Source organism: Pontibacter virosus (assembly GCF_003096355.1).
In the GTDB taxonomy this organism is placed as follows: Bacteria; Bacteroidota; Bacteroidia; order Cytophagales; family Hymenobacteraceae; genus Pontibacter; species Pontibacter virosus.
This window is the reverse complement of sequence record NZ_QEKI01000010.1, coordinates 101,750-114,688: the sequence shown is the minus strand read 5'-3', so window position 1 is coordinate 114,688 and position 12,939 is coordinate 101,750. Positions and strand designations below refer to the sequence as shown.

At 52.5% G+C, this 12,939-nt stretch carries 14 protein-coding genes; 1 reads left to right on the top strand and 13 read right to left on the bottom strand.

Annotated elements, in window-relative coordinates:
• Positions 1-10: 10 nt before the first annotated feature.
• A complete protein-coding gene (locus tag C8E01_RS21705; protein WP_165820659.1) occupies positions 11-187 on the top strand; it encodes a hypothetical protein in 177 nt (58 codons plus the stop codon).
• An 88-nt stretch (positions 188-275) separates the two neighbouring features.
• Here the strand turns inward: C8E01_RS21705 and C8E01_RS14775 are convergent, their stop codons facing one another.
• The 13 genes from C8E01_RS14775 to C8E01_RS14720 all read right to left on the bottom strand — a co-directional run bounded on the left by C8E01_RS14775 (position 276) and on the right by C8E01_RS14720 (position 12,812).
• The gene (locus C8E01_RS14775; protein WP_116544223.1) at positions 276-1,091 is read right to left on the bottom strand and encodes a hypothetical protein; all 816 of its coding nucleotides are present in this window, start codon (positions 1,089-1,091) and stop codon (positions 276-278) included.
• A 125-nt stretch (positions 1,092-1,216) separates the two neighbouring features.
• Positions 1,217-1,834, bottom strand: coding sequence for a hypothetical protein (locus tag C8E01_RS14770; protein ID WP_116544222.1), 618 nt, complete (start codon positions 1,832-1,834; stop codon positions 1,217-1,219).
• A gap of 171 nt (positions 1,835-2,005) precedes the next feature.
• Positions 2,006-4,213 carry an acylase gene (locus tag C8E01_RS14765; RefSeq protein WP_116544221.1) on the bottom strand — a complete coding sequence of 736 codons (2,208 nt, stop codon included), beginning with the start codon at positions 4,211-4,213 and terminating at the stop codon, positions 2,006-2,008.
• A gap of 350 nt (positions 4,214-4,563) precedes the next feature.
• Positions 4,564-6,312 (bottom strand): ABC transporter ATP-binding protein, encoded by a 1,749-nt coding sequence (locus tag C8E01_RS14760; protein WP_116544220.1) that lies wholly within the window; start codon positions 6,310-6,312, stop codon positions 4,564-4,566.
• A gap of 79 nt (positions 6,313-6,391) precedes the next feature.
• On the bottom strand, positions 6,392-7,009 hold the full coding sequence (locus C8E01_RS14755) for a hypothetical protein (RefSeq protein WP_116544219.1): 618 nt from the start codon (positions 7,007-7,009) through the stop codon (positions 6,392-6,394).
• 101 nt (positions 7,010-7,110) lie between these two features.
• Positions 7,111-7,323: a hypothetical protein gene (locus tag C8E01_RS21475; RefSeq protein WP_133242774.1), complete on the bottom strand. Its 213-nt coding sequence runs from the start codon at positions 7,321-7,323 to the stop codon at positions 7,111-7,113.
• Between the two features lie 13 nt (positions 7,324-7,336).
• The gene (locus C8E01_RS14750) at positions 7,337-8,791 is read right to left on the bottom strand and encodes a S41 family peptidase (RefSeq protein ID WP_116544218.1); all 1,455 of its coding nucleotides are present in this window, start codon (positions 8,789-8,791) and stop codon (positions 7,337-7,339) included.
• A gap of 34 nt (positions 8,792-8,825) precedes the next feature.
• Positions 8,826-9,185, bottom strand: a complete 360-nt coding sequence (locus C8E01_RS14745; RefSeq protein ID WP_116544217.1) for a hypothetical protein — start codon at positions 9,183-9,185, stop codon at positions 8,826-8,828.
• Positions 9,186-9,299: 114 nt separating this feature from the next.
• A complete protein-coding gene (locus tag C8E01_RS14740) occupies positions 9,300-10,067 on the bottom strand; it encodes a DoxX family membrane protein (RefSeq protein ID WP_116544216.1) in 768 nt (255 codons plus the stop codon).
• A 130-nt stretch (positions 10,068-10,197) separates the two neighbouring features.
• On the bottom strand, positions 10,198-10,674 hold the full coding sequence (locus C8E01_RS14735) for a DinB family protein (RefSeq protein WP_116544215.1): 477 nt from the start codon (positions 10,672-10,674) through the stop codon (positions 10,198-10,200).
• A gap of 135 nt (positions 10,675-10,809) precedes the next feature.
• Complete coding sequence (locus C8E01_RS14730; protein ID WP_165820658.1) at positions 10,810-11,265, bottom strand: PepSY-like domain-containing protein; 456 nt, start codon at positions 11,263-11,265, stop codon at positions 10,810-10,812.
• A 264-nt stretch (positions 11,266-11,529) separates the two neighbouring features.
• Complete coding sequence (locus C8E01_RS14725) at positions 11,530-12,219, bottom strand: hypothetical protein (RefSeq protein WP_116544213.1); 690 nt, start codon at positions 12,217-12,219, stop codon at positions 11,530-11,532.
• Positions 12,220-12,296: 77 nt separating this feature from the next.
• Positions 12,297-12,812 carry a hypothetical protein gene (locus C8E01_RS14720; RefSeq protein WP_116544212.1) on the bottom strand — a complete coding sequence of 172 codons (516 nt, stop codon included), beginning with the start codon at positions 12,810-12,812 and terminating at the stop codon, positions 12,297-12,299.
• Positions 12,813-12,939: the final 127 nt, after the last annotated feature.

Genomic DNA, 12,939 nt, shown 5'->3' with positions numbered 1-12,939 from the left:
ATCTTAGGGTATGTTAGAAAATACATTCCCCATCGGATCTGAAGTGTTCGCCAAAGTGAATCCGGATCTAAAGTTAATCATCAGACAATACCTGAAGCGCATCTACTACTGCACTGTTGTTGGCAATCCATTGCAGAAGGACCTGGTGTTCTTCGAGCGAGAGTTGATTCCGGTACGCATTAAATAAAAAACGAAAGCCCCCGCCGAAAGCAGGGGCTTTTTTTATGTGTGACCGCTTAAGGTATAGCCAGGTTCGTGACCTGAACTGATCAGAATTACTTACACCGATAGGTGTAGGTCATGGCCAGTTCCCTCCCATCTGTGTAGCGGGTAGTGGCCGTAACCGGGTACCCTGCTTCGTTGTAGGTATAGGCCGTTGTGTGGCTGGGGTAACTTGGGTTGTTTTCGAGCACGGTATAGCTCAACTGGTTGTGAGCGGACGGTGGGTGCAACGGCTCAAAATAGGTATGGGCGTATGGCGTGCTGGGCAGGTGGAGCGTATCGTACGTCATTTGCACATGGTAATAGCTATCGGCGCCAGGCACAAGCTGTTCCAGTCCAACAGGATCACCGGCCACGTAGGTATACCTCCATATCAACTCCGCTACAGGCTGACCGGACTGCATATTGAAATACTGTGCTTCCGTAAGTTCTCCCTGGCTGTTGTAGCGCAAGGTATAGTACCCTGATTGCTCCTCTTTCAGATCGCCCATGCGTTTTGCAAACCTCATCTGCTTAAGCAGTTTTCCCTGTCCGTCGTACTCGTTCACATAGCGGTAGTACTGATGCACGATCTCTTTTACCAGCCCTTTCCCGTCATACTTTAAATTGGCTCTGTCGAAGTAAACGCCCGCATAGTCTGTCTGGAATACAGTGGCAAGCGCATTCCGATCGTTGTACTCTAACCGTGTTGTGATGGTCTGCGGTTTGAGCTGAAGGTCGGGATACTGAACAGGATCATAGTGGAGTGAAGCAGTTTGCTCCATCAGTTGGCAGGGAGGTATTTCTACAACAGGTGCAGGCGATTCACTGCTGCAGCTACTCCCGAGCAACAGCATGAAAGGAACAGCAAGGCGTACGAATGTTTTCATATCTGTCAGGTTGATGCAACAGCTATAACGGTTCAAAGGGGCCCTGCTGCGCTGGCTTTTTCGTGATCGGGCTTTTCAACAACTCTGCCTTCCCCGTTGCTGGAGCTTCGGCAGGCTCAGGAAAATTACTTGATGCTGTAGGTCAGCAGCGGAAAGTTGCCCAGTTGGCCCATGTCCGTCAGGATAAGCCCTACGCCTTTGGCCCAATAGTAGTCGGTCGGGATGCCCAGTTCCACTTCCGTGCCCATGATGGTATAAGTAGCGTTCATCTGCACATGGATCACTTCTTTGAAGGTTTTGCCCTCCACCGTTTTAGAAATGCCTTTCCCGATAATGGTGAACGTCATTTTGGTTTGGATGCCGTTGATCACATTGCTTTGCTCCCAGGGCTTGCCCACTGGCGTCTCTTCCTTCAGGAAGGTCAGCGCAACATCACCTAAGGATGGATCCATGCCAATAGCCGTATACACCCCTTTCTCTTTCAGCAAATAGGATTTCCCGGTCTCACTGCCCCGCTTTGTTTCCATTTCAGCGTACGACTTCCCATCGATCATTTTGGTTTTGCCGGTGGCGAGGACAGTATAAGGGGTGGAACCGCCGTAGGACCAGGTAGAGCCCTGTGTAGTGGGTTGATAGTCCAGTTCGGCCGTTTCTTTAGGCGAAGCATCATTGTCCTTATCGCCACACGAAACCAGGATGCCCAGCATAAGGCACCACATCATCAACAATTTAAGTTTGTTCATAGGTATATAGTTATATAACGATGCAATATAGAGAAATATATTAGCCGCAAAAATTGAATTTTAATATCCTCCGGCTCAACAAATGGCTAGCTGCTTTAGCACATGCCTAAAACAGGAAAGGTCCGGACAATCTGGTCCGGACCTTTCTGCGTTTATTTCAGATAACTGCCTTTATTTACTCGCTCTTTGCCCCGGCTTATAGGTCGATTTGGCTCTTTTTTCCACATCTTCGCGGTAGTAGGCCACGTCCTTGAATTCAACATCAGCATAGCGCTGGGCCTGGTCGTTGAAGTGCGGAGATTTGGGGTCGCCGCTCTGCCCACCCGCCAGAATGGTCTTGGCTTTTACCTTATCACCAAATTCCACCACGGCCACAAAGCTGTTGCCGGAGGTGCCGTATAGGCGCTTGGTGTTGTAGCTGTTGGCGCCGTAAGAAGCCAGTGCTCCCCAGTTGCCCGAAGCCATCCCGATCGGAATGCTTGGGGCCGCATCATTAAAAGGCTGCTTGATGTCGCCTGTGAGGCGCTGGAAGCGGTTGATCTCGCCCCAGGGTGTGTTCCATTTACCAAAGTCCTGCTCCAGTTGCGCAATGGTCTTTTGGAAAATGTCCAGTCGCTCTGCTGCTGGAGCTGTGTTGGCATAGTAGTCGAAGCGCTCCATGATGTGGCCCTTCGGCGCAGAGCCGTCGCGCAGCAGGTTGGTGGCATAGAAGTGCGCCAGCGATATCGCCACCGACTCCTCTGACACGGCATAGTCCCAGGTACGCATCACCTCGATGGCTGCCTTCAATTTCGGGTCGTTTGGCTTTTGGGAATCATAGGCCTTTACAAGTCCGGGAATCAGCACTTCAAAACCCGGCAGGTAGGGATCGTAGGCCAGGTCAATCAGTTTGTCAAGCGTCAGGTTTTCTGCTTTTTTGAGCAGGCGGATGGCGTGCACACCCCGGAAGTTTTCAGGTGATGGTGCCATGTACACTGGGTAGTCCTCTTTTTTCGGGCTATACTCAGCAGCGGCTGTGTAAGGCGTAGAGTTGCAGTTCTGTATCCAGCCGTTTGGCGGATTCATGATCCGGATCGTTTCATCGAGTGTGTGCAGACCGTTCCAGTCGGTTTTCGGGTTACTGCCATCCACCGGCTTGGAGTAGTCGAAGGAAGTATCGCGCTTCGGGAAGAAATTGCCGTGGTAGTAGGCGATGTTCCCGTCGGCATCGGCATATACCGTGGCGTTGGAAGAGTTAGTGCGCATCTGCATCATCTCGTCGAACTCCTTCAGGTTGCTTTTCTTGGTGCGGGTATAGGATTGGATCAGCGCATCGACCGGCTTCCACATCAGGGCCGTGGCCACCCACTTGTCACCGTTTTTGTGCGTGATCGGTCCGTGGTGCGTGCGGTAGGTTGTGAAGGTTTTTTGCTTCAGCTCATTGCCATCCTTGTAGGCCAGCGTCACTTCCTGTGTTTCCACCGGGCGCAACTCCTCGCCATACTTATAGAACAGCTTGCCGTCCTGCTTTACAATGGTCTCTTCAAACTCGTCGATCACATCGGCATAGGCAGACGTGTGCATCCAGCCGGTCTTCTCGTTGAAGCCCTGGTAAATGAAGAACTGCCCCCAGGTAACGGCGCCGTAGGCATTCAGACCCTCTTCGCTCACGGCATGCACCTCGCCCCGGAAAAAGAAAGAGGTATGCGGATTGATCAGCAGCATGGCATCGCCGGAGGCCGTGTGTTTGCCCGAGATGGCAAAGCCGTTGGAGCCTTTTGGCTCTTCGAGCAAAGCCGGCTGCACCAGACCATGACCGGCACTGTTCAGCCCCAATGATTTATCAGATTCATAAAATGCTTTGATTCCTTTGGTAGAAACGCTCTCGATGTCGCCGCCAATGGAGCCTTCGCTGAAATACATCGGCATCCAGGGCTCAAAACGCGTAAGCAGTTTCGACTTCACCTCCGGGTGCGTGTGCAGGTAGTAATTGATACCGTCGGCAAAGGCCTGGCAGAGCTCCTTCAGCCACGCCGGACTTCTTTCGTATTCAGCCTTGGCTTCTGCCTCGGTCATGTACAAACGGGCACGCAGGTCATTGTAAAGTTGCTCCTCTCCTTCTACCTCAGCCAATCGGCCTGTGGCCCATAGGTAGTTGCGCTCCACGCGGTTAAAGTCATCTTCGCACTGGGCGTAGAGCAGTCCAAATACAGCATCAGCATCTGTTTTGCCATAGACGTGCGGCACACCGAAATCATCGCGCATGATGGTGATGCGGGCAGCCTGCTCCTCCCACTTCGCGACCTCGGTGGCAGAATTGGTTTTGGGGTTGGTGGCACAGGAGGAAAGATAGACGAACAAAAGCAGCAGTAGTGCCTGGGACTTGAAAAGGTATTTCATGGTTTTAAGGTAGATAAGCTGAAATTCGATCTACCAATTTAAGGATAATTCTGAAAACCACAGGAATGATGTATAGCAGGCGTACCCTATACAGGCGCGATCTGACAGCCTTATTCTGTCCCCTATCTTCACCGGAACAATTTTTACGCTTGAGAATTGTCCCCTTGAGGGGACTACAGGGGTGTGAAGCTACGGAGCGGGCGGCCGATCCACAAAAACCGGTGCCCCCAGCTCTTACAGTTGTGGAACAAGAGCTCTCTTGGATTTACAATCCACATAGCAAAAGCAGCTATACCTACTGCCACCTTAAAACCAGGAAAACAGCCTACACATTCACAACAGCAATATCATCAAATTCTGGCCTGATAGGTATAAAGTTGATAGTACCGCCCTTGCTTCTCCAGCAGTTCTTCATGGCGACCCTGCTCGGCGATGCGGCCCTGCTCGATCACCAGGATCTGGTCGGCCTGCCGGATGGTGCTGAGGCGGTGGGCGATCACAAAGGTGGTGCGACCCTGCATTAGAGTTTTAAGACTGGCCTGGATGAGACTCTCGCTTTCGGTGTCGAGGTTGGAAGTAGCCTCGTCCAGAATGAGGATGCGTGGATCGGCCAGGATAGCGCGTGCGATGGCAATGCGCTGTCGCTGCCCACCTGACAGCTTCACGCCCCGCTCCCCGATCAGTGTGTCCAGGCCCTCCGGGAAACGGTTGGTGAACTCCTGCACGTGGGCTGCTTCTACTGCCTGCATCAGTTGTTCCTCCGTGGCATTGGGACGCGGGAAAAGGATGTTCTGCCGGATGCTGCCTTCAAACAGGAAATCGTCCTGCAGTACCACCCCCAACTGACTGCGATAGCTTTGCAAACTGATGCTCTGCAGGTCGTGACCGTCTACGGTAATGGTGCCACTGTCAGGGTTCAGGAACGAAGCAGCCAGCCCTGCAATGGTTGTTTTGCCGGAGCCCGAAGTACCTACCAGTGCTGTGACAGAGCCGGCAGGTGCCCGAAAGCTGATCTCCTTCACCACTTCTTTGCCGGTTTCATAAGCAAAAGCCACGTGGTCGAACACGATATCACCGTGAATCTGATCGAGCTTCAGGGTGCGGGTTCCGAGCGCATCTTCCAATGGTGTGTTCAGGATCTCCTGGGTGCGGTCGAGACCGGCGAAGGCCTCCGTGAACTGGCTTCCGATATTGCTCATTTGCAGGATCGGGGCGATCATAAAACCCAGGTATAGCGTGAAGGCCAGAAAGTCGCCAAAGGTCATTTCTCCTTTCATGATCAGGTAGCCGCCAATACCCATGATGCCCGCCGAGGCAAAGCCCAGCAGCAAGGTAGCGGCAGAGGTCACCATACTGGTCGTGGTCAGGCTCTGTTTTACGTTCAGGAAAAGTCGCGTCACGCCATCTTCAAATGTCTTGATCTCCTGCGCTTCCGCATTAAAGCCTTTGATTACGCGCACCCCGCCCAGCGTCTCGGTCAGGCGACCAGTCACTTCGGCATTGATCACGCCGCGCTCCCGAAAGATCGGCCTGATCTTACCGAATGCTTTGAGGGAGATCACCCCAAAAATTGCCACCGGAATGAGCGCAAAACCTGTCATCAGCGGACTGATATAAATGAGCAGCACGAGGCAGATGAGCGAGGTCAGTACGCCACCGATCATCTGGGCAAAGCCGGTGCCGACGAGGTTTCGCACCCCTTCCACATCCGTCATGATGCGCGACACCAGTTCGCCGGTTTTGGTATTGTCGAAAAAGCGGATGGGCAACTGCATGATGTGACGCTGCACTTTGGCGCGCAATTGAGAGATGAGGTGCTGGGCCTCCACACTCAGTATTTGGGTGAGTGCAAAGGAAGTAACCGACTGAATGACTATGGCCGCCAGCACGGCCCCGATCAGCCATTTGAGCATGGTGCTGTCACCGGTCGGGATCACATCATCGATGAGAAACTTACTCGCACCCGGCAGCACCAGACCTGCCAGACGACTGATGACGATCAGCACCAACCCGACCGCAAGATACCTGCGACGCGGCCATATGATGGTCCTGAATACTTCTGCAATTGTAACGTTCTGTAGCTTTTTTGATTTTGGCATGGGTACGAAGATACGACAAAAAAACGCTCACAGCAGGTATACCTGCCGTGAGCGTTTGAAGGAAGCTGTGTGCTATACCTTAGGATGGGATACTGCTCCTCCAGTTATTCCATTGTTGGAGCTGGGTGGGGTTCAGTACGGTTTCAATGTTTTGCATCAGGTCGGTGCGGTGCTGGCGCAGCACCTGCATATGTGTTTTCTTCTGTTCGTGTTCACTAAGTTCCGCTTCCACACGCTCGTAAAGGACCAGCAGTTTTTGCTCCAGCTGCTCTTTTGTGATCCGCCGTTCCTGATAGGATTTCATAAACGCGTCACGTTCGGTATTGGCGCGCATCAGTATTTCCTGGTGGATGATGCTGATGCTGCCGCGGGGATTGGCAGTGGCCCGTTGGTGGTTGAGCGCGTAGTCCCGGATCGTGGCGCCCTGATTGGCCTGAAGTCCCAGCGTTGGCAGGATGTAGGAAAGTGACTGTCGTTCGGTTTTGGCTGTGGCGACTGTATGGATGTTGAAGGCCTTTTTATCGCAACCATCTCGCAGGTGAGGCTTTGCCAGCGCATCCAGGTCATCGAGCAAAAACTCGGACGATGAGTACGACAGATCGACAGCAGGATCAGCGCCGTCTTTTTCCTCGCAGGCCGACAGGCTCAGGAAGGAAACGAAGGCCATCAGCCCCCAGATACGTAAATATTTTTTCATAGCTAAACATGTTAGAATCACCACCTTCTTTATACGAAGACCGGATTAAAAAGAAGGTACCTTCGCTTGGGAAGCAGGTGTGTTCGCCATGTTTAACTGCCCTAGTCAAAACCCTCCCTGAACTCCCGGAGGTGTGCGTAGCAAACCGGACTGCTGTACTCGTCAGGCTGCTTATCAGGGATATGGCTGCGCAGGGATGCCGGGGGAGTTAGCCGGTTGAAACGCACCAAATGACCGGGCGCCTGCAGACAGGTACAGGCGTTTGTGAGACGTCTGTTTGCGTGCATCGGATCGGTGTCAGGTTTTCGGAGCATAGAATGTCCAGGTTTACTTTTGGGCGGAAGACGCACGTTGAGGTTCTATAAGTTTTTCCAGGGTATAGCGCAGTACTTCGTCATCGTCGTCGAGCAGGTGGTCACGCACTACGTGGTCCGGTATAAGCCCGGCCAGTTGCTCGTCGCCGTTCGGGCGCACAATGTAGCCTTTCGGCACCTTGAGCTCTACGCTGGTGCGGGGCAACTGAAAGCTGAACTGCGCGGCATAGAGGGTGGGCGTGTCGCCGGTCTCTTCTCCCACGATCTCCCCAAAGCCATAATCCTGTATGAGGGCACCGCTCACGGCCGCCATGGAGTAGGACTGGCGGTTAACGAGCACGTATACCTTGCCTTTAAAACGCTGGGCCTCCGGCATGGGCTGCTGCATCGTCTGAGCGTAGGCGAAGGTAACGCCGTCAGCACTTTCCAGAATCTGACGGGTATAGTCGTCAGGTATAGCATTGGGGTACTGCTTTCGGGTTTGCTGCTTGAGCACTTCACTGGTTTTGACAGTGAAGTCAGAAAACCAACGGAAAGGCTTGTCGGCAAAATAGGAGATCAGGTAGTCGCTGTAGGTGTTGTGTCCGCCGGCATTGTTGCGCAGGTCCAGAATCAGGAAGCGGGCCTGGTGGGCGTTTATGTCTGCAAAAGCACTGTCCACGAAGGCTTTGAACTGCTCCTCTCCGTCTGCTTCGGGCGAACTGAAGGGTCCGGGATGCAGGTAGGCCACCTCCTCCGTCAACCTGAAAGAGCGCTCGCTCCGGAGGATCTCCCCTCCCCGGCTGGCCTCGTAGCCCATCACCGTCACGGGCTTGAGCGTGTGGGTGCTGCGTTTGCCACTGGCATGCCTTACTTTGATTTTAAAAGCCTCCTGCTGCCCGAACACCGCCCAGTAATAGCGGGGGAAAGACCAGAATTCGAGTTTAGCGTCTTTGAAATAAGGGCGCTCTGCTGACAGGTAGGGATGAATGGCGGCTTGTATTTTGCGGATGGGCTTGCCGTTTAGTTGTAGCAGTTGGTCGCCTGCCCGTATGCTGGAGTCGGACGTATAGCTTCTGCGGACGAAGGCCTTTCCGTTTTCAAATGCCAGCTCGAGCGGAAACACCGTGCCGCCCTGCGTGGCGTAGGTGATGTACGAAGCAGCCGGGAAATCGACTTCGCAGTGGCCCACGTCGCCGATCGCCAGCAGTCGCTGCATCAGCATGGTTGTTTCGAGCATGCTCAGCGAGTCCTTCCGGATCGACTTTAGCAAATCATCGTAAGCCGCGTCGTAGGCCGACTTGCTCACATAGGCGAACAGGTTGTAATGTGCTTTTTGCAGCGTCTCGTAAGCATAGGCCATATCAGCTTTTACATCCGTTGCAGCAAATTTGATCGGCTTATGTTGGGCGGCCAGGTGCCCAGGCGCTGCCAGCACCAATAAACACAGCAAAAGCTGGATGGAATTTTTAGACAAGAAGCTTTTCATGCTACTGTTTTTCTGAGGTTTGTATGCTGCCGTCTTAGGTCATCACCAAACGGTACACCAATATAAGCACACTGATGAGAACGATCGTGGTATAGATCTCTTTATTATACCTGGCCAGCCAGTTAGGCAGGAAAATATCAAAATTATCACGGGTAGAGTCGGAGTAGCGCCGGGCCACAACCGTAATGGGGCACATTTTTTTGAATACCAGCAGCACAAGCCCTTCCATTACGATCAGACCCAGGCAGATCCATACCCATTTATCGATCCGGTTGGTGAGCACGGCATAGAGCAGGTAGAAGATCACCACATTGAAAAACATCCACACCGTCGTATGCACGACTTTGATGAGCAGTAGTTTTCGTTCCCGCTGTTGCTCCTGACTCAGCTCCATGTTCACCTCCCTCCTTTCTTGTTTTACGATTGCAAGTGCTTGGTGGCAGAGCGATTATGGTGTGAACACTAACGGCGGCTATACCTGCGCTGTAGGTATAGCCGCTGCTTTTAGCTAGCCTGCCAGGGCGGCAGCTTCTGCAGGCTCACGTTGCTGCCTGCTGCTTAGGTATAACCTGATGATGAGGAGCAGGGCCTCGAGTAGCAGCACCCCACCCAGACCCCAAAACACATGGGAAATCCGAATACCCAGCGTTACCATTGTCATGGCGACAAAAGGCAGTGCCAGCAGCAACCTGTCGAGCTTGCTCAGCTGCTCATTGCGCAACAGCGTGACGGCAAAAGCAGCGAAAGCCGGCAGAGCAAAGGTATGGGTCAGGAAGCTATTGAAGGGAGCTACCAGCAGCGTTAGCAGGCAAAGCCCTATCCCCAGCCAACTGTACAAATTCTGACCAATTTGATCCGTTACGGACGGACTAATCTGATAGCTCCGGTCAGCCTGCCATAGAAAACGAAACTTGTCCCGCTCCAGTAGTAGCAGTGTGAGGTTTAACATGAGTATCACCGAATTGACATAGGGCGTGCCGACCCATTGCTGTGAAACAGTTACCGCCAATATGGCCACGTTCATGGGCACCAGCATAATGGCACCCAGCAAGCTGAAGCGTTGCGAAAGAAGCAAGGTACCGCATAGCACCTGACTCACGGCCACTACTTTGGCAAAAAGCCCCAGTCCGTACTCAGCCAGTTGCGCCTCCAGCCACGGCGGCCCGATCAACTGACCAAAATTTCCACCCGTTAGCTTGCAGATGCCAGCCGAGAAAAAGGTATAGCCCAAGAAGAGCCGGATCAGGAGCAGCAGGATGTCTTTGTTTTGAAGCATGGCACTAAACAGCTGATTGACAATAGATTCTATCTTACGCTCAAGAATATAAATCCATTACTCAGATGAAAATCTATTAGACCAACACCCCAAATTAAACGGCTAACATAAGCTGCACCTGCTATCTAAGTTACAAAGCAGTGCCCAACAAGCGGCGAAGTACGACGATCTGGCCAAGGTGGTAGGCATTGTGCTCGGCCACCAGCATGGCTTCACGCAGGAGTGTCTGGCCGTTGCCGTGTGGTAAGGGCGCAAAGAGGTCATGGGCTGAGTTTTGCACTAACTCCACCATGGCTTCCAGGTCATTATTGATCGCTTGCAAGGTATTGTCGAGGGTAGCCTGATTGGCTGGCGCTTCCGATGCGGGCCAATAATCGTCGGGCCAGTCGGGCTCCTGGTAGTTGGGGTTACGGCAAAAGTCGAGTATGTCGTGCTGTGTGAACCGCAAATGCTCAAGCAGCTGCCAGATGGTATAAGACAGGTCCTTTACCCGCTCGCCCGCCTCCTGCACAGTGATTCCTTGCAACAGTTCCTCCCCCGGACGAAAAGCCTGCCCCATCCGCATCAGTTTCTCCAAATGATCGCGCAATTGTCTATCCGGTATCATAAGCTTGATTTTATCTTATCATACTGGTCGTGCGGCAAAAAGATCAAGAAGGACCATCAGATTTAGTGTTACTGCAAAAAAAAGGGCAGCCCATACTGACTGCCCTTTTTTCGCTTCATCGGCTAAGGCTATACCTTAGTATTTCCGTTTATTTTTGTCTTTGTCTTTGTCCATTTCTTTCTCTACGCTACCATCGGCGTTGAATACAACTTTCAGGTCTTCGTCATCTCCATCGAGCTTGGCCATGTACCTGGTCTGCCCGTCTTTCTCCACGGTTTTGGCTTTCTCAATAGTGCGGTTTGCATATTGCTGGCTAATAGCGTTGCGCACCGCTTGTGGCAGCTCGCTCACTTCTATCTCACGCCCTTGCTTTTTGACAGTACCATCCGCATTAAACTTGATCCAATGCTTGTTGCCGTTCATCTCAAACTTGGCGTAATAGGTGTCGTCCTTAGCTTCCCACTCTACATCGCTCGCCTGGGCATAGCTGTTATTAAAATTGGTTTTTACTTGTTCCGGCACATTGTCCTGGGCAAACACGGCTGTACTCATACCGAATCCAAGGGCCAGAGCTAATACTAACTTTTTCATAGCGCTTCTTCTATTTAGGTTAAGGTTTAAAAGATAAACAGGTTGACAATTCTGTGTCTGTAATTGCATACTTAACAGAATATATCAACCCTAGAATTCTCCTGTTTATATACCACCCTCCTATTAGAAGGTTCTGAAAAAAGTGCTTTAATTGCCTGGAATTCAAATAAAACACAAAGCCATTAACCGATATTACAAAAAGTAGGAGAGCCGATCCCCTAAAGGAAACGACTCTCCTGTTGCTCATTTTATAGGTTATGTATTCTAATAGCGATCGTTGCGGTTGCGGCCACCGCCCTGGGCGCCATAGCCACCGTAGTTACCAGAGGAAATTCCGTAACTGCGGTCGCGGTCAAAGTCGGTGCCGAAATCATCCTCGAAGCTGCTGGTGATGCCCGCATTCGGGATACCCCTGTTGGAGTGGATGTCCTGCTGCCGCATACGGCCATAGTCTGAAATGCCGTAGCCTTCGCGCATGCGGTCCTGGCTCATGTGGCTGCTACGATCCTGCTCCATACGGCTGCTGCGATCCAGGCTGCTGTAGCGGTCGCGGTCATAGTCATCGGAGCGCTGGCTATACCTGCCTGCTGTGCCATAGTGATCCTCGTCGGACCAGTTTTGGTTGCGGTTGTCGCCCCAGCTACCGCTATTACTCCTGTTACGCGCACCGTAGTATGTGTCAGAACTGGTGTCGCGGCGCATGCTGTCTCTCCCATCTCGCATGCGCTCGTACGCATTGCCCATATTGCCTTCGTGGTAGCTGTGGCCCATGCCGCCGCGGTTGTAGCGCTGTTCATTCATCTCCGGGTGATGACTGCGATACTCCTGCTCAAACTCGTTGGTCAGGTTGCGGGCGCTGTGGTAGTGCTCATCGTTGCGGTTGTAACCGGCTCCTCCGCTGTAGTCGCGGTCGTAGTTGTCGTGATCGAAGCGATCTCTGTCTCGTCTGTTCATAGTTTTTAATCAGGTTTAAAATGATACTTCCTTTTTTAAACGAGGACAGCGGAATACGGTTATTTTGACACGGTGCCTCAGGTTTCCTTGATGCGGGAAGCCAGCACCCGGAACAGGATGTAGAGGGCAGCGAAAACAGCCATGGCGATCAGCGTCCAGAACTTCTGCTCGTTCTTGTCCTGCCAGTAGTCGCGCTCGCTTTCAGCTGACTTCAGTCTGCCACTGATGGCCTGGTTTGCCAGTTGCTCGATCTGTAATTCGCGTTGCAGCGAGTCAAGCGCCAGTGTATCGCGCAGGTATACGGTGCGGGTTACCACCTTTCCTGGAGCAGCTGCGTAAGGTATAGCCGCTCGCGACGCATCAGGTATACCACCTCGCTCTGGATATCGGGAAGAATAGAAGTTGGCTTCAGTGGCAGCTTCCGGGCTGCTTGCCGATCTGGTGGGGTTAATGGTGGGCTTGGTGTATATAGCCGGTGTATACAATTTCGGCACCCGTTTACGGGCGGCAGGTATAGCCTCCTCATCAGACTTTGCCTGTCGCTGGGTGGCGCAGGCACTGAGCAGCAACAATAAAACCAAGGTCCATCTCATGCGGCAGGGTCGTCAATTTAGATAGGCTATACCTGTCGCCTATACGCATGCGCCTGCCCGGTGGGTACGAAAAAGGGGCAGCGCCTCTTGTTATTTTTTTCAGACTGACAGCTTCTCTTTTAACAAG